Origin of the sequence: Enterobacter sp. PGRG2 (assembly GCF_030291195.1) — a bacterium.
In the GTDB taxonomy this organism is placed as follows: Bacteria; Pseudomonadota; Gammaproteobacteria; order Enterobacterales; family Enterobacteriaceae; genus Enterobacter_D.
On sequence record NZ_CP127837.1, the window covers coordinates 4,338,298 to 4,353,971 of the forward strand.

At 55.4% G+C, this 15,674-nt stretch carries 16 protein-coding genes and 1 rRNA gene; 8 read left to right on the forward strand and 9 right to left on the reverse strand.

All coding sequences use genetic code 11. The annotated features are described in order from the left end of the window. Window positions 1-110 precede the first annotated feature (110 nt). Genes rseC through rseD form a run of 5 tightly spaced genes read right to left on the reverse strand, consistent with a single transcriptional unit; the run spans window position 111 to window position 2,857 of the window. Complete coding sequence (gene rseC, locus QRD42_RS19300; protein WP_321987881.1) at window positions 111-590, reverse strand: SoxR-reducing system protein RseC; 480 nt, start codon at window positions 588-590, stop codon at window positions 111-113. After that, entirely contained in the window at window positions 587-1,540 is a 954-nt protein-coding gene (gene rseB / locus QRD42_RS19305) for a sigma-E factor regulatory protein RseB (RefSeq protein ID WP_318376219.1), read from the reverse strand. Before rseB ends, rseC begins: the two co-directional genes overlap by 4 nt. After that, window positions 1,540-2,193: an anti-sigma-E factor RseA gene (rseA, locus tag QRD42_RS19310; protein WP_072569386.1), complete on the reverse strand. Its 654-nt coding sequence runs from the start codon at window positions 2,191-2,193 to the stop codon at window positions 1,540-1,542. Before rseA ends, rseB begins: the two co-directional genes overlap by 1 nt. A gap of 32 nt (window positions 2,194-2,225) precedes the next feature. Next, window positions 2,226-2,801, reverse strand: a complete 576-nt coding sequence (rpoE, locus tag QRD42_RS19315) for an RNA polymerase sigma factor RpoE (protein ID WP_072569387.1) — start codon at window positions 2,799-2,801, stop codon at window positions 2,226-2,228. Beyond that, window positions 2,798-2,857, reverse strand: coding sequence for a rpoE leader peptide RseD (gene rseD / locus QRD42_RS19320; protein WP_234007236.1), 60 nt, complete (start codon window positions 2,855-2,857; stop codon window positions 2,798-2,800). The genes rpoE and rseD overlap by 4 nt, the downstream gene beginning before the upstream one ends. Window positions 2,858-3,224: 367 nt before the next feature. Between rseD and nadB the strand changes: the two genes are divergently transcribed. Then, window positions 3,225-4,838: an L-aspartate oxidase gene (gene nadB, locus QRD42_RS19325; protein ID WP_321987882.1), complete on the forward strand. Its 1,614-nt coding sequence runs from the start codon at window positions 3,225-3,227 to the stop codon at window positions 4,836-4,838. Here the strand turns inward: nadB and trmN are convergent. Beyond that, a complete protein-coding gene (gene trmN / locus QRD42_RS19330; protein ID WP_321987883.1) occupies window positions 4,827-5,564 on the reverse strand; it encodes a tRNA(1)(Val) (adenine(37)-N(6))-methyltransferase TrmN in 738 nt (245 codons plus the stop codon). The genes nadB and trmN overlap by 12 nt on opposite strands. Window positions 5,565-5,695: 131 nt before the next feature. Here trmN and srmB point away from each other — a divergent pair, with 131 nt between their 5' ends. Next, window positions 5,696-7,018: an ATP-dependent RNA helicase SrmB gene (gene srmB, locus QRD42_RS19335; RefSeq protein ID WP_321987884.1), complete on the forward strand. Its 1,323-nt coding sequence runs from the start codon at window positions 5,696-5,698 to the stop codon at window positions 7,016-7,018. Window positions 7,019-7,072: 54 nt separating this feature from the next. Here the strand turns inward: srmB and grcA are convergent, their stop codons facing one another. Then, on the reverse strand, window positions 7,073-7,456 hold the full coding sequence (gene grcA / locus QRD42_RS19340; protein WP_321987885.1) for an autonomous glycyl radical cofactor GrcA: 384 nt from the start codon (window positions 7,454-7,456) through the stop codon (window positions 7,073-7,075). 314 nt (window positions 7,457-7,770) lie between these two features. Between grcA and ung the strand changes: the two genes are divergently transcribed. Further along, window positions 7,771-8,460 carry a uracil-DNA glycosylase gene (ung, locus tag QRD42_RS19345; protein ID WP_072569392.1) on the forward strand — a complete coding sequence of 230 codons (690 nt, stop codon included), beginning with the start codon at window positions 7,771-7,773 and terminating at the stop codon, window positions 8,458-8,460. A gap of 33 nt (window positions 8,461-8,493) precedes the next feature. Here ung and QRD42_RS19350 read toward each other — a convergent pair whose 3' ends face one another. After that, entirely contained in the window at window positions 8,494-9,555 is a 1,062-nt protein-coding gene (locus QRD42_RS19350; protein WP_072569393.1) for a tRNA/rRNA methyltransferase, read from the reverse strand. A 200-nt stretch (window positions 9,556-9,755) separates the two neighbouring features. Between QRD42_RS19350 and trxC the strand changes: the two genes are divergently transcribed. The 5 genes from trxC to QRD42_RS19375 all read left to right on the forward strand — a co-directional run bounded on the left by trxC (window position 9,756) and on the right by QRD42_RS19375 (window position 15,483). Continuing rightward, window positions 9,756-10,175, forward strand: coding sequence for a thioredoxin TrxC (trxC, locus tag QRD42_RS19355; protein WP_072569394.1), 420 nt, complete (start codon window positions 9,756-9,758; stop codon window positions 10,173-10,175). A 67-nt stretch (window positions 10,176-10,242) separates the two neighbouring features. Beyond that, entirely contained in the window at window positions 10,243-10,941 is a 699-nt protein-coding gene (locus tag QRD42_RS19360; RefSeq protein WP_072569395.1) for a tRNA-uridine aminocarboxypropyltransferase, read from the forward strand. A gap of 32 nt (window positions 10,942-10,973) precedes the next feature. Next, complete coding sequence (locus QRD42_RS19365) at window positions 10,974-13,628, forward strand: bifunctional acetate--CoA ligase family protein/GNAT family N-acetyltransferase (protein WP_321987886.1); 2,655 nt, start codon at window positions 10,974-10,976, stop codon at window positions 13,626-13,628. 123 nt (window positions 13,629-13,751) lie between these two features. Beyond that, window positions 13,752-15,104 (forward strand): CDP-diacylglycerol--serine O-phosphatidyltransferase, encoded by a 1,353-nt coding sequence (gene pssA / locus QRD42_RS19370; RefSeq protein WP_415877744.1) that lies wholly within the window; start codon window positions 13,752-13,754, stop codon window positions 15,102-15,104. 55 nt (window positions 15,105-15,159) lie between these two features. Next, window positions 15,160-15,483, forward strand: coding sequence for a YfiM family lipoprotein (locus QRD42_RS19375; RefSeq protein ID WP_072569508.1), 324 nt, complete (start codon window positions 15,160-15,162; stop codon window positions 15,481-15,483). Between the two features lie 65 nt (window positions 15,484-15,548). Here the strand turns inward: QRD42_RS19375 and rrf are convergent. Then, a 5S ribosomal RNA gene (rrf, locus tag QRD42_RS19380) occupies window positions 15,549-15,664 on the reverse strand. Window positions 15,665-15,674: the final 10 nt, after the last annotated feature.

A 15,674-nucleotide genomic window follows, 5' to 3' on the forward strand; every position in this document is an offset into this window, starting at 1 on the left:
CGCATTCTACACTACAACCCTGACGCGGGGAAATGCTCATCCCGCGTACGGCGCGGCAGGCGACGGCGCTGTCTGTTGTACGGTAACGATTAAGGCAAAAAGGCGTGAAATTATTGACTGGCGCTGGAGTGCGGCGTTTCCACTCGCAGCATGTCCGGCGGTAAACCCACGCTCAGGATCACCGGCTGCCAGGCGTCTTTCGCGGCCAGCTTCGGGGAAAGCGCGCGCGCCAGCAAAAAGCCGCCTGCTCCGCCCAGCACCGCGCCGCCCAGCGCTGCGAGATCGTAACCAAACAGGGTCTGGAAAATCCCCGCCACCGCAAACATACCCACCAGCGGCGTCATATACACTAACATTGCGGAGCCAAGCAGACTGCCTTCAGCAATCCCCAGCTCGACTTTTTGACCGGCGACCAGGGGCTGGTCGCAGGGCACCACCAGCGTGTGCGTGGTCTGCGGTCCCAGCTTGTTAAGCACGCGGCTGCCGCAACCGGAACGCGAGGCGCAACTGCTGCAGGATGCTTTCACATCGCAGCTGACCAGGGCTTCGCCCTGTTCCCATGAGACGACGGTTGCCCACTCTTTAATCATTGTGCTGCCCTGAATTTAAGACTGTCCGCAATACGTTTTGCGGTCTGCGGCGGGAGTTCTCCCACTACGGTAATTTCGCTGTTGCCGCGCACGGTGGTATTGAGCGTACGACGCCCGGTACGCAGCATCTGATCGGTACTGTTCTGGTTTGCGGCGTTCACGTTCACCGAGAAGCTGAACAAACCATCTGAATAAAGGCGCGATTCAACGGGTACATCCACCGTGGGTAATTTCCGGCGGCTGCTGGCCACTTCGCTGAAGCCCTGCGGCAGCCAGGACGGAGTCCAGTTGAATTCAATCTTATCGCCCGTCGGCACGGAGAGCAGCGGCGGCAGACTGGCTTTAGCCAATGACTGCATGCTGGTTCCCACCTGGCTGTCCACCGAGAAAGCAATCACGCGGAACTGCTCCAGGGTTTCACCGTCGCGATCCAGCAGGTCAACGCGCAGCGGCAGTTTGCTTTCTGAATCGAGCCAGACGATATAGCTGTAACGCGTGCCGTCCCGCGCCACCACGCGGATCACTTCGCAAAGGCGATCGGCAATGCGCGTACGTCCTACGGAGATGAAATCGTAAATGGCAGAGATGCGTTTGAAATCGGTATAGACCAGCGACGGCAGCGAGTCGACGATGTAATCGCCGTTAAGCGTGAACGGCTCAAGGCCAGGCTCGAAATAGCTGATTTCACTGCCACGCTGTACGACTTCGCGGCGCGGGCCATCCATCTGCAAAAGCTGGGCAAGCGGCTGATTATCGAGACGGGCGTGGCGATAGCGTAATGACTCCACACCCTGCTTGTTGATGCTGACGAAAGACATCTCGTAATTGAGTGACTGGCTGGCCAGATTCATCTGCTGCAACAACGCCCCGGATGATATATCAGCCGAGGCGTTGAAGGAGAGGAACAGGCTACCCGTCACAAAGGACATGGCATACCAAAGTTGCTTCATTACTGCGATTGCGTTCCTAAGGTTTGAGTACCGGGTACCTGGACTGCGGCTTGCTGAGTCTGGGCCTGCTCAAACTGAAGCTGTTCGGAGTGCAGGCGGCGTTGCAGTTCGTAATCCTGCAACATGGCATTGATTCGACGACGCTGTTCCTGCACCTGCTGTTGCTGACCTGCGCCAGGCTGGGAGGCATCAGCAGGAACGCCAAGGCTAACCGGGCTGGCTTTACCCATCATCGGCAGGGTATTGAATACCGGCGCCTCTGGCTGCTGGGTGGCATCAGACTGCCCGTTATAGTGCTGCACGCCGACGATAACTGCAAGCGATACACAGGCGGCCACGCCCATTTGCGTGAGCTGACTTGCCCACGGGCGCACTTTGCTCCAGAACGGCATTTTCTGCCATTGCTGCGGTGCAGGCTGCGCTTCAGGGATCAGCGGCGTCGTCTGGCGTTGCGGTTCGTCTGCAATGGCAGCCATCACGCGGGCTGAGATGTCGAAATGCAGAACATCGGCCGTATCGCCTCGCATTGAATCGCGGATAAGATGATAACTCTGCCAGGTTTTTTGCATTTCCGGATCGCGCGAAAGCTCGCTAAGGAGTTCGCTATCCAGCGTTTCACCATCCATTAAAGCGGAAAGTTGTTCTTTCTGCATGCCTAAATACCTTTTCCAGTATCCCGCTATCGTCAACGCCTGATAAGCGGTTGAACTTTATTATCAATGGCTTCCCGCGCACGGAAGATACGTGAACGAACCGTACCGACCGGACAATCCATGATGACGGCTATCTCTTCATAGCTCAAACCATCCAGCTCCCGCAAGGTGATAGCCATGCGTAAATCTTCAGGGAGCGACTCAATGGTGCGGAAAACAATTTGTCGCAATTCTTCAGACAACATTAAGTTCTCAGGGTTCGAAATTTCTTTCAGCGCCCCGCCACTTTCGAAGTTTTCCGCATCAATTGCATCAACATCGGTAGACGGCGGACGACGCCCCTGAGCCACCAGATAATTTTTAGCGGTATTCACCGCAATACGGTACAGCCAGGTGTAAAAAGCGCTATCTCCCCGGAATGAATCCAGCGCACGATAGGCCTTAATAAAGGACTCTTGTACCACGTCCGGCACGTCGCCAGACGGCACGTAACGTGAGACCAGGCTCGCCACTTTATGCTGGTAGCGTACTACCAGTAAGTTAAACGATTTCTGATCTCCTTTCTGGACCCGCTCAACAAGGACCTGATCCGTTAACTGCTCGCTCATCCGAGGTAATGTCTCCCCAAACCCTGTTTCCACGCGTAATCGAAACGCCACTCCAATACTGCACTATGAGCAAGCAGGTCATTAGAGAATAGGTTTCGTGAATAGTTCCGTTACGCCTTTGTTTTTGTGTATCGTTTCGCAAACTGTTGGTTATAACTCATTATAAGTCTACGGACTTTAAACCACGTACTTTGACCAGCAATAAAGGCATTATTAGCCGCCTGAAGAGTAACGCAACGCGCCCCCGATTTCATCCCTTAATCTGTTGCTAACGCTCTGCTTCGCAAATTAATTTCACTTTTTTTATCTGCGCTGACTGATATAACCTGTTTAGTACCTATAACACAGCCTTAAAAAACAGGTGCTCTGATGGGATTGGCAGTGCTATGCTGCGACAACCTTGTTTAGTAAATTAAACACGAAATGAACACAACACCTGAACACGCCTGTGATGTGCTGATTATTGGCAGCGGTGCTGCCGGTCTGTCGCTGGCCCTGCGTCTGGCTGAACGCCATAACGTGCTGGTACTGAGTAAAGGCCCCGTCAGCGAAGGTTCCACTTTTTATGCCCAGGGCGGCATTGCCGCTGTGTTTGATGAAACCGACAGTATCGCGGCGCATGTGGAAGATACGCTGATCGCCGGTGCCGGTATTGTCGATCCCCATGCGGCGGAATTTGTCGCCAGCAATGCCCGTCATTGCGTGCAGTGGCTTATCGATCAGGGCGTGCTATTCGATACCCACACTCAACCCAACGGCGTTGAGGGTTATCACCTGACGCGGGAAGGCGGGCACAGTCATCGCCGTATTTTGCACAGCGCCGATGCCACCGGCAAAGCCGTGGAAACCACGCTGGTCAGCCAGGCGCTGAGCCATCCGAATATTCGGGTGCTTGAGCGCGCTAACGCGGTCGATCTCATTATCTCCGATAAAATCGGCCTGCCGGGTACGCGTCGCGTGGTGGGTGCCTGGATTTGGGATCGCAATAAAGAAGTGGTGGAAACCTGTAAAGCCAAAGCGGTAGTGCTGGCCACCGGCGGCGCTTCAAAAGTGTATCAGTACACCACCAATCCGGATATTGCCTCCGGGGACGGTATCGCCATGGCCTGGCGTGCTGGCTGTCGGGTGGCGAATCTGGAGTTTAACCAGTTTCATCCCACGGCGCTCTTCCATCCGCAGGCACGTAATTTTCTGCTCACCGAAGCGCTGCGCGGCGAAGGCGCGCTGTTGAAACGCCCGGACGGTTCCCGCTTTATGCCTGATTTTGACGAGCGCACCGAACTGGCCCCACGGGATATTGTCGCCCGCGCCATCGATCATGAAATGAAACGTCTCGGCGCTGAATGCATGTATCTGGACATCAGTCATAAACCGGAAGCCTTCGTGCGCCAGCATTTCCCGACGATCTACGAAAAGCTGCTCGGTCTGGGCATCGATCTGACCCGCGAGCCGGTACCCATTGTCCCTGCCGCCCATTACACCTGCGGCGGGGTCATGGTGGATGAGGCCGGACGCACCGATGTCGACGGATTGTACGCCATCGGTGAAGTCAGCTACACCGGACTGCACGGCGCAAACCGCATGGCGTCGAATTCCCTGCTGGAATGCCTGGTGTACGGCTGGTCTGCCGCTGAAGATATTGCCCGCCGTATGCCCTACGTACGTGACACTGCCGCCCTGCCCGCCTGGGACGAAAGCCGTGTGGATAACGCCGATGAACGGGTCGTGATCCAGCATAACTGGCATGAGCTGCGTTTACTGATGTGGGATTACGTCGGCATTGTGCGCACCACTAAGCGGCTGGAGCGTGCGCTGCGGCGGATACAGATGTTGCAACAGGAGATCGACGAATACTATGCCCATTTTCGCGTCTCCAACAATCTGCTGGAGTTACGGAATCTGGTACAGGTGGCGGAGCTGATTGTGCGCTGCGCGATGATGCGCAAAGAGAGTCGCGGATTGCATTACACCCTCGACTACCCGGCGCTGTTGCCTGCCTCCGGGCCGTCGGTGTTATCGCCAGGCTTACATAAATAAGTAGAACGCCTGGGTCAGCGCCGTATAGCCTTCGGAATAGCGCTGATCGGGACCGCGGATCACCAGCCGGTCGCTAAAGCATTCTCCCTGCGTCGGGGAGAATGCCAGCAGCACACGGTGCGGCAGTCGCCCTTCAGTGTCGGAAATATCGGTGCGCAGGCGCAGATGCCAGCCGCCTTCCAGCGCGTTTTGCGTAAAGACATTGCCGATATTTTCCGGCAATACCACGCAGAAAAAGCCCTCTTCGGTAATGCATTCTGTCGCGCAGGCCAGTAACGCTGCATGATCCAGCGTCGTGGTATAACGCGCCTGCTCACGCTCAGGGCTAGCGCACTCAACGCCTTTCTCAAAATAAGGCGGATTACTGACAATCAGATCGTAACGCTGGGTGCACTGTTTCACCCACTGCTGAATGTCGGCGCTGTGCACCTGAATGCGCGCTTTCCACAGGGATTCATCGACATTTTCCCTGGCCTGACTGGCTGCGGCCTCATCCAGTTCTACCGCATCAATGGCTACCGTATCGCCGGTGCGCTGCGCCAGCATCAGCGCCAGCAAGCCGCTACCGGTGCCGATATCGAGAATGCGTTTAACGCCTGCCACGGGCGACCATGCCCCCAGTAAAACACCATCAGTACCGACTTTCATCGCACAGCGATCGTGCGCGACAAAGAACTGTTTAAACGTGAATCCATCACGACGAAGCAACGTTTTGCCTGGCGACATTCTTTACAACCTTCTTAATGAAACCGGGGTAGCATAGGTGAAAGCGATAAGCCGGGGAAGGCTTATCCACACAAACAGATGAAGATTGCAGCCATAACGTCTATAATCAGCGCCCCACACAGAGGTAGAACATGACTGTAACGACTTTTTCCGAACTTGAACTCGATGAAACCCTTCTGGAAGCGCTCCAGAATAAAGGGTTTACACGCCCGACTGCCATTCAGGCGGCTGCTATTCCGCCCGCGCTGGAAGGCCGTGATGTACTCGGTTCTGCGCCGACAGGCACCGGTAAAACGGCGGCGTACCTGCTGCCTGTGTTGCAGCATTTAATCGACTTCCCGCGTAAAAAATCCGGGCCGCCGCGTATTCTGATCCTGACGCCGACCCGTGAACTGGCCATGCAGGTTGCGGAACATGCGCGTGAATTAGCCGCCAATACCCATCTGGACATCGCTACCATTACCGGCGGTGTCGCCTATATGAACCACGCGGAAGTATTCAGCGAAAACCAGGACATCGTGGTGGCGACCACGGGTCGTCTGATGCAGTACATAAAAGAAGAAAACTTTGACTGCCGCGCAGTGGAAACGCTGATCCTCGATGAAGCTGACCGTATGCTGGAACTGGGCTTCGCGCAGGACATTGAACATATTGCGGGCGAAACGCGCTGGCGCAAACAGACTATGCTGTTTTCCGCCACGCTGGAAGGCAATGCGGTGAAAGAGTTTGCTGAGCGTCTGCTGGAGGATCCGGAAGAAGTTTCCGCCACGCCGTCCACGCGCGAGCGTAAGAAAATCCATCAGTGGTATTACCGCGCCGATAATCTGGATCACAAAGTGGCGCTGCTTCAGCATCTGCTGAAACAGGACGACGCAACCCGCACCATCGTCTTTGTGCGTAAGCGCGAGCGTGTGCATGAACTGGCGGGTCTGCTGCGTACGGCCGGTATTAACAACTGCTACCTCGAAGGCGATATGCCGCAGGCGAAGCGTACCGAAGGCATCAAACGTCTGACGGAAGGCCGCGTAAACGTGCTGATCGCCACCGACGTGGCGGCCCGTGGTATCGATATTCCGGATGTGAGCCATGTGATCAACTTCGACATGCCGCGCAGCGGGGATATTTATCTGCACCGTATCGGCCGTACCGGTCGTGCGGGTCGTAAAGGCACGGCGATTTCGCTGGTCGAAGCGCACGATCATCTGCTGCTGCTGAAAGTCGGCCGCTACGTTGACGAGCCGCTGAAAGCCCGCGTTATTGATGAATTGCGTCCGACTACCCGTGCGCCAAGCGATAAGCTGACCGGCAAGCCGTCGAAAAAAGTGCTGGCGAAACGCGCCGAGAAGAAAAAAGCAGAAAAAGAGAAACCGCGGGTGAAGAATCGCCATCGCGATGCGAAAAACGTGGGTAAGCGCCGCAAGCCAAGCGGTTCGCAGGAGACCACAAACGAGTAATAAAAAAGCCGGGTTAATAACCCGGCTTTTTTTATCGCTGATTTATACGCTTTTTCACAGGCTTTCAGTGAAAGTACGGGCAATCACGTCGCGCTGCTGTTCCGGGGTCAGCGAGTTAAAACGCACCGCATAGCCGGAAACACGAATGGTCAGCTGCGGATATTTTTCCGGATGTTCAACCGCGTCCATCAGGGTTTCACGACGCAGCACGTTAACGTTCAGGTGCTGACCGCCTTCAATGCGAACCTGCGGCTGCACTTCCATCGGCACTTCGCGATATTCAATCTCGCCGAGCTTGCTGACAGCCACCACGTCGTCTTCTGCAAAACCGGCTTTTGCGCATACGCAGCGTGCTTCACCGGTTTCGCTGTCCAGCAGCCAGAAAGAGTTCAGCAGATCGTCGTTTGCGGCTTTAGTAATCTGGATACCTGTAATCATGTTATGCCTCCCGGGCTTCATAATTTGTTTTAACCGGCCTGATGTCGGCCAATTGGTAAAACCATTGTTGCTTGAGTGTAGATATACCAGTCAGCCAGCCGTCATTCTTTGACTTAAATCAATAAAAACCACACTACAAAAGTGCCTATAGATGGAAATAATTGTTTTATATCAATTTTAGCCCTGTGATGAATAAAATTATTTTGTAAGCTTTAAAATTTTTTTGGGCAATGACGCACTATGAAGCCTGGCAATTTTATTCTGGCAGCAGAAGCAGTTAAGCTAGGCATTATTACTTTTCGCTGGAGAGCGGCATGACTACTTCACTGACATGGCACGATGTGCTGGCCGAAGAAAAACAGCAGCCTTATTTTATCGACACGCTTAACGCCGTCGCCGCCGAGCGTCAGGCGGGCGCCACTATCTACCCGCCGCAGAAAGATGTCTTTAACGCCTTTCGTTTTACTGAACTGGGGGACGTGAAAGTCGTTATTTTAGGTCAGGATCCCTATCACGGCCCCGGGCAGGCGCATGGTCTGGCGTTTTCTGTGCGTCCTGGCGTCGCCATTCCGCCCTCGTTGCTGAATATGTATAAGGAGCTGGAGAAATCGATCCCGGGCTTTGAACGGCCGACGCACGGTTATCTGGAAAGCTGGGCGCGTCAGGGCGTGCTGTTGCTTAATACGGTGCTGACTGTGCGCGCCGGTCAGGCGCATTCACACGCCAGTCTGGGATGGGAAACCTTTACCGATAAAGTAATCGCGTTGATTAATGAACATCGTGAAGGGGTGGTGTTTTTGCTCTGGGGATCTCATGCGCAGAAGAAAGGGGCGATTATCGACGGCAAGCGCCATCATGTATTGAAAGCGCCGCATCCGTCGCCGCTTTCGGCGCACCGTGGCTTTTTCGGCTGCCATCATTTCGTACTGGCGAACGAGTGGCTGGAACAGCACGGCGAAACGCCCATCGACTGGATGCCGGTACTGCCTGCGGAAACCGAGTAAAAAAAATGCCAGCGTTACGCTGGCATTTTTGCATCAGGCTTTGTTTTGTCGCCACCATTCCGCCAGCAACACACCCGTTGCCACCGAAACGTTGAGGCTTTCCACTTTACCTGTGCCCTGAATCGAGATGCTCATATCCGCGCTGGACAGCGCGGCATCAGATAACCCGTCACGCTCCTGCCCGAGCACCAGCACCATTTTCTTTGGCATCGTCGCCGCAGATAACGGCGTACCTTCATGGCTGGAAGTGGTGACTATGGTATAACCCGCTTTGCGGAACGCATCCAGCGCGCTGATAATGCTGTCGCCGGTTACCGCCTGCACGTGTTCCGCGCCGCCTTCAGCGGTACGGATCGCGGCACCCGATTCCAGAATGCCCGCGTCATCCAGCAGCACGCCTTTCACACCAAAGTGCGCGCAGCTGCGCATCATCGCGCCGAGGTTATGCGGGTTACCCACATCTTCCAGCGCCAGTACGCAATCTTCTTCGCCAGCCTGGTCTACCCATTGCTGAACGGAGATCCCGCTGCGTTTTTTGATAATAAAGCACACGCCGCCGTGATGTTCGGTGCCGGAAGCTTTCACCAGCTCCGCTTCGTCCACAACGTGGTATGCCTTGCGGTTAGCCGCCATCCAGCGCAGCGCTTCTTTGAAGCGCGGGGTGACGCTTTGCACGAACCAGGCGCGGACGATGCAGTCCGGACGGCTCTGGAACAGCGCCTGACAGGCGTTTTCACCATAAACGCGGGTTTCTTCCGCGCGCTGGCGACGAATGACTTCAGGATCGACAAAGGCTTTGCCGCCTGCGGTCGTGGCCTCCGGCTTCACGCTCGCGTCGACCGGCGGACGGGAAACGGTACGCCATGGCGAAGAGGATTCGCCGTCATAATCACGGTCACGGCTGCGATCGCGATCGCGGCCCGGACCTTTACGTTCATCGCGGGCGGGGCGACGGCCACCGTCTGCACGAGAGGATCCCGGACGCCCTCCCCCTTTCCCGGTACGCGGGTTATGGGTGCGTTTGTCGGAATCATCATCACTGCGGACATACATCACTTTGACCTTGCCGCTTTTATTCTTTAGTTCGTCGTTCATGCTTTTCTCCACCAGCGCTGCGCGAAGCGCGCAGATTACCCGATGTGCAGTCGCATAGCCATTACTTCGTTTAAAAGCCAGCGGCTATCGTACTCATTGAACAAAACGCGTTGTTGTCTGTGTCACCTTCAATGATAATACGTAACATTCAGGAAACATTATTGTCACTACCTGTACCCGTGGTTTACCAGAGGTTAGTTATGAATACCGTATGTGCAAGCTGCCAGGCGCTTAACCGCATTCCCGAGGATCGCGTTAATGACATCGCGAAATGTGGGCGTTGTGGTCATGAACTGTTTGATGGTGAAGTCATTAACGCCACCGGTGAAAACCTGGATAAATTGCTCAAGGACGATCTGCCGGTCGTGGTGGATTTCTGGGCGCCGTGGTGCGGCCCGTGCCGTAACTTTGCGCCAATCTTTGAAGACGTGGCGGAAGAGCGCAGCGGCAAAGTACGCTTTATCAAAGTGAACACCGAAGCCGAACGCGAACTCAGCGCCCGCTTCCGTATCCGCAGTATTCCGACCATTATGCTGTTCAAAAATGGTGAAGTAGTCGACATGTTAAACGGCGCCGTGCCGAAAGCGCCTTTTGACAGCTGGCTGAACGAATCACTCTGATCTGACGGGGCACAACTTGTGCCCCGTATTTTCCTCTGCGACAATAGCGTTTTTTCTGCGCGCACTCATGAAAACTAACGCCGTCCTGCAACTCCGGGCTGAACGTCTTGCCCGTGCCACCCGCCCTTTTCTTGCCCGCGGCAACCGCATCCGCCGCTGTCAGCGCTGTCTGCTGCCCCTTAAACAGTGCCTGTGCGATACCATTCAGCCTGCCGACGCGCGCAGCCGCTTTTGCCTGGTGATGTTTGATACCGAACCCATGAAGCCGAGCAATACCGGGCGTCTGATTGCCGATACCTTGCCGGATACCGCAGCCTTTCAGTGGTCGCGTACCGAACCGCCACAGGCGCTGCTGGATCTGGTGGCCGATCCCCGTTATCAGCCGATGGTGGTGTTTCCCGCCTCCTATGCCGGAAGCGAGCGTCAGGTGCTGGCCGCCCCGCCCGCCGGTAAGCCGCCGCTGTTTATCATGCTCGACGGCACCTGGACCGAAGCGCGTAAAATGTTTCGTAAAAGCCCGTGGCTGGATGCGCTGCCGGTGATTTCCGTCGACTTGTCCCGCGTATCAGCCTACCGGTTGCGCGCCGCCCATGCGGACGATCAGTACTGCACGGCGGAAGTCGCCATCGCGCTGTTAGATCTGGCGGATGATACCGAAGCGGCGCAGACGCTGGGCGATCATTTCTCCTGTTTCCGGGAACGTTATCTGGCGGGAAAACCTCATCATCAGGGCAGTATCACAGCAGAAGATCCAGAAAGCGTTTAAAATCATCGGGTCGCTCTTTTCCGGAGACCTGTATGAGCCAACGAGGGCTGGAAGCGCTGTTACGTCCGAAGTCGATTGCCGTTATTGGCGCATCCATGAAACCAGATCGTGCCGGTTATCTGATGATGCGTAACCTGCTGGCGGGAGGGTTTGCCGGTCCTGTGCTGCCGGTCACCCCCGCGTGGAAAGCGGTACAGGGCGTGCTGGTCTGGCCGGATATACCGAGCCTGCCTTTTACCCCCGATCTGGCGGTGCTCTGCACCAATGCCAGCCGTAATCTGGCATTACTGGAGGCGCTGGGTGAGAAAGGTTGTAAAACCTGCATTATTCTTTCCGCCCAGCCGGAACAGCATGCTGAACTTTTGGCCTGCGCGGGCCGTTACCAGATGCGTCTGCTGGGACCAAACAGCCTGGGGCTGCTGGCTCCCTGGCAGGGGCTGAACGCCAGTTTCTCTCCCGTCCCCATCCGGCGCGGAAAACTCGCCTTTATTTCCCAGTCGGCGGCCGTTTCCAATACCATCCTTGACTGGGCGCAGCAGCGCGAGATGGGCTTCTCCTACTTTATTGCGCTTGGCGACAGTCTGGACATCGATGTGGATGAGCTGCTCGATTTCCTTGCCCGGGATACGAAAACCAGCGCCATTTTGCTCTACCTTGAACACCTCAGCGATGCCCGGCGTTTCGTGTCTGCGGCGCGCAGCGCCTCGCGTAACAAGCCTATTCTGGTGATCAAAAGCGGTCGTAGCCCGCAGGCTCAGCGGCTGCTGCATGCCCATTCCGGCATGGATCCCGCCTGGGATGCGGCTATTCAGCGCGCCGGTTTGCTGCGCGTTCAGGACACCCATGAACTCTTCTCCGCCGTGGAAACGTTAAGTCATATGCGGCCGCTGCGCGGGGAGCGGTTGATGCTCGTCAGTAACGGCGCTGCCCCCGCCGCGCTGGCGCTGGATGAACTCTGGCTGCGTAACGGCAAACTGGCCACCCTCAGCGATGAGGTACTGGCGCGCTTGCGGGACGCCCTTCCGCATTATGTGGAAGCAGGGAATCCGCTTGATTTACGCGATGACGCCAGCAGCGAGCGTTACATTGCCGCGCTGAATATTCTGCTCGACAGCACGGACATGGATGCCCTGCTGGTGATCCATGCGCCCAGCGCAGCCGCGCCGGGCAGCGAAAGCGCACGGGCGTTAATAGACGCGCTGAAAAAGCATCCGCGCGGGAAATATGTCTCGGTGTTAACCAACTGGTGCGGCGAGTTCTCCTCCCAGGAGGCGCGACGACTGTTCAGCGAAGCGGGTTTGCCCACCTATCGCACGCCGGAAGGAAGTATCACCGCCTTTATGCATATGGTTGAGTATCGTCGTAACCAGAAGCAGTTACGTGAGACCCCTGCGCTGCCCAGTAACCTCACCGCGAATACCGCTGAAGCGCATCACCTCCTGCAACAAGCGATTGAGGAGGGGGCGACCTCGCTGGATACCCATGAAGTGCAGCCCGTTCTGCGTGCTTATGGCCTGCAGACGTTGCCGACCTGGATCGCCAGCGATAGCGCCGAAGCGGTGCATATTGCCGAGCAGATCGGTTACCCGGTGGCGCTAAAACTGCGTTCCCCCGATATTCCCCATAAGTCGGAGGTGCAGGGGGTAATGCTCTACCTGCGCACGCCGGTTGAAGTGCAACAGGCGGCAGAAGCGATTATCGATCGCGTGAAAATGCGCTGGCCGCAGGCGCGTATCCATGGCTTACAGGTGCAAAGCATGGCAAACCGTGCCGGGGCACAGGAGCTTCGCGTGGTGGTGGAACACGATCCGGTCTTCGGGCCGTTGATCATGTTAGGGGAAGGCGGTGTGGAGTGGCGGGCAGAAGATCAGGCGGCGGTTGCCCTGCCGCCGCTTAATATGAACCTCGCCCGTTATCTGGTGATCCAGGCGATCAAGAGTAAAAAAATCCGCGGCCGTAGCGCGTTAAGACCGCTGGATATTGCCGGGCTGAGCCAGCTGCTGGTGCAGGTGTCTAACCTGATCGTCGACTGCCCGGAGATCCAGCGTCTGGATATCCACCCTCTTCTTGCCTCGGCGAGTGAATTCATCGCCCTTGATGTGACGCTCGAACTGGCGCCCTTTAATGGCAATAATGACAGTCGGCTGGCCATTCGCCCCTATCCGCAGCATCTGGAAGAGTGGGTGGAGATGAAAAATGGCGAACGTAGCCTGTTTCGCCCGATCCTCCCGGAGGACGAACCCCAGCTACAGCAGTTCATTTCACAGGTCACAAAAGAAGATCTCTACTATCGCTACTTTAGTGAGATCAATGAATTTACCCATGAAGATTTAGCTAACATGACGCAGATCGACTACGATCGGGAAATGGCATTTGTGGCTGTACGCCGAACCGATCAGGGTGATGAAATCCTTGGCGTGACGCGCGCCATTTCCGATCCGGATAACATTGATGCGGAGTTTGCTGTGCTGGTACGCTCCGATCTGAAAGGCCTCGGCCTTGGGCGTCGATTGCTGGAAAAACTTATCAGTTATACCCGCGATCACGGACTTAAACGCCTGAATGGTATTACTATGCCCAACAATCGTGGCATGGTAACGCTGGCGCGAAAACTCGGATTTAACGTCGATGTTCAGCTGGAAGACGGGATCGTTGGCCTGACGCTCCGGCTGGATACGGCAGAGTAATGAAGAGTAAGGTACTGGAAATGTTGATCACTTTGGCTGGCTCTGGTGGTATCATTGCCCGCTTCTGTCGTCTGCTTAGTACAGAGGACCCTTCAATAAACAGAGAAGAAACGCACTGTGATGTTGTCAAAATTCAAGCGTAATAAACATCAACAACACCTTGCCCAACTACCTAAGCTCTCTCAGTCAGTTGATGATGTCGCGTTTTACTACTCTCCTGCGGATTTCCGGGAGACCCTGCTGCAAAAAATCGCCAGTGCCACGCACCGCATCTGCCTTATTGCGCTTTATCTGGAGCAGGACGATGGCGGTAAAGGCATTTTATCGGCGCTTTATGATGCCAAACGGCAGCGTCCTGAACTGGACGTTTGCGTACTGGTTGACTGGCACCGTGCGCAGCGTGGACGCATCGGCGCGGCGGCATCCAATACTAACGCAGACTGGTACTGCCGCATGGCCCAGGAAAATCCTGGCGTAGAAGTACCGGTTTACGGCGTGCCGGTTAACACCCGTGAAGCGCTCGGCGTACTCCACTTTAAGGGTTTCATTATTGATGACAGCGTGCTGTACAGCGGCGCCAGTCTGAATGATGTTTACCTGCATCAACACGATAAATACCGTTACGATCGCTATCAGCTTATCCGTAATCCGCAGATGGCGGATGTAATGCTCGGCTGGGTTAAACAAAATCTGGTACAAGGGCGCGGCGTAAATCGTCTGGATAATCCGGAGCGTCCGAAAAGCCCGGAAATCAAAAACGATATCCGACTTTATCGTCAGGAATTACGCGATGCGTCTTATCATTTCCAGGGCGATGCGGATAACGATCGGCTGGCAGTAACGCCGCTCGTCGGGCTGGGAAAATCCAGCCTGCTCAATAAAACTATCTATCACCTGATGCCGTGCACCGAGCATAAGCTCACCATCTGTACGCCATACTTTAACTTGCCGGCAATACTGGTGCGCAATATCATCCAGCTGCTGCGCGATGGCAAAAAGGTGGAGATTATTGTCGGTGATAAAACTGCGAATGACTTTTTCATCCCCGAAAATGAGCCATTCAAGATCATCGGTGCGCTGCCGTATCTTTACGAGATCAACCTGCGACGTTTCCTGAGTCGTCTGCAGTATTACGTCAATAACGATCAGCTGGTTGTTCGTCTGTGGAAAGATGAAGATAACAGCTATCATCTTAAAGGTATGTGGGTCGATGAGGAGTGGATGCTGCTGACAGGCAACAATCTTAACCCACGCGCCTGGCGACTGGATCTGGAAAATGCGATTTTGATCCACGATCCTAAGCAGGAACTGGCTCCGCTACGTGATAAAGAGCTGGAATTGATCCGTACGCATACTACTGTTGTGCAGCATTATCGTGATCTGCAAAGTATCGCCGATTACCCGGTGAAAGTACGTAAGCTTATACGGCGTCTGCGTCGGATCCGCATCGACAGGCTGATTAGTCGAATACTGTAACTTCTGCGCTTGCCCTGAGCCCCGTCATTGATGGGGCTTTTTAATGGAGATAATAATGCGATACCTCCCCCTTTTCGGTCTTCTTTTCATTAGTGGTTGCAGCCATATGGCCCATGACGAATGGCACGGCCAGGATAAAGCGCAGCATTTCCTCGCCTCAGCCATGCTGGCGGCTGCCGGTAACGAATATGCTCAGCACCAGGGGATTAATCAGGATCGCAGCGCGGCCTTTGGATTTATGTTTTCTGTAAGCCTGGGGGCATCAAAAGAGTTATGGGATAGCCGCCCGGCAGGAAGTGGCTGGAGCTGGAAGGATTTTGCATGGGATGTCGCGGGTGCTACTACAGGCTATAGCGTGTGGCAGCTTGCCCGGCATTAAGCTTTTTTATACGCAGCACAACGCAAAAAGGCCATCCGTGAGGATGGCCTTCTGCTTWATTTGATGCCTGGCAGTTCCCTACTCTCGCATGGGGAGACCCCACACTACCATCGGCGCTACGGCGTTTCACTTCTGAGTTCGGCATGGGGTCAGGTGGGACCGCCGCGCTAGTGCCGCCAGGCAAATTCTTT

Excerpts from the sequence above, each read along its gene's own strand:
- grcA (WP_321987885.1), bottom strand. The coding sequence starts at position 7,456 with ATGATTACAGGTATCCAGATTACTAAAGCCGCAAACGACGATCTGCTG.
- rseA (WP_072569386.1), bottom strand. The coding sequence starts at position 2,193 with ATGCAGAAAGAACAACTTTCCGCTTTAATGGATGGTGAAACGCTGGAT.
- QRD42_RS19375 (WP_072569508.1), top strand. The coding sequence starts at position 15,160 with ATGCGATACCTCCCCCTTTTCGGTCTTCTTTTCATTAGTGGTTGCAGC.
- ung (WP_072569392.1), top strand. The coding sequence starts at position 7,771 with ATGACTACTTCACTGACATGGCACGATGTGCTGGCCGAAGAAAAACAG.
- QRD42_RS19360 (WP_072569395.1), top strand. The coding sequence starts at position 10,243 with ATGAAAACTAACGCCGTCCTGCAACTCCGGGCTGAACGTCTTGCCCGT.
- rpoE (WP_072569387.1), bottom strand. The coding sequence starts at position 2,801 with ATGAGCGAGCAGTTAACGGATCAGGTCCTTGTTGAGCGGGTCCAGAAA.
- QRD42_RS19365 (WP_321987886.1), top strand. The coding sequence starts at position 10,974 with ATGAGCCAACGAGGGCTGGAAGCGCTGTTACGTCCGAAGTCGATTGCC.
- QRD42_RS19350 (WP_072569393.1), bottom strand. The coding sequence starts at position 9,555 with ATGAACGACGAACTAAAGAATAAAAGCGGCAAGGTCAAAGTGATGTAT.
- rseC (WP_321987881.1), bottom strand. The coding sequence starts at position 590 with ATGATTAAAGAGTGGGCAACCGTCGTCTCATGGGAACAGGGCGAAGCC.
- trxC (WP_072569394.1), top strand. The coding sequence starts at position 9,756 with ATGAATACCGTATGTGCAAGCTGCCAGGCGCTTAACCGCATTCCCGAG.
- srmB (WP_321987884.1), top strand. The coding sequence starts at position 5,696 with ATGACTGTAACGACTTTTTCCGAACTTGAACTCGATGAAACCCTTCTG.
- rseB (WP_318376219.1), bottom strand. The coding sequence starts at position 1,540 with ATGAAGCAACTTTGGTATGCCATGTCCTTTGTGACGGGTAGCCTGTTC.
- nadB (WP_321987882.1), top strand. The coding sequence starts at position 3,225 with ATGAACACAACACCTGAACACGCCTGTGATGTGCTGATTATTGGCAGC.
- trmN (WP_321987883.1), bottom strand. The coding sequence starts at position 5,564 with ATGTCGCCAGGCAAAACGTTGCTTCGTCGTGATGGATTCACGTTTAAA.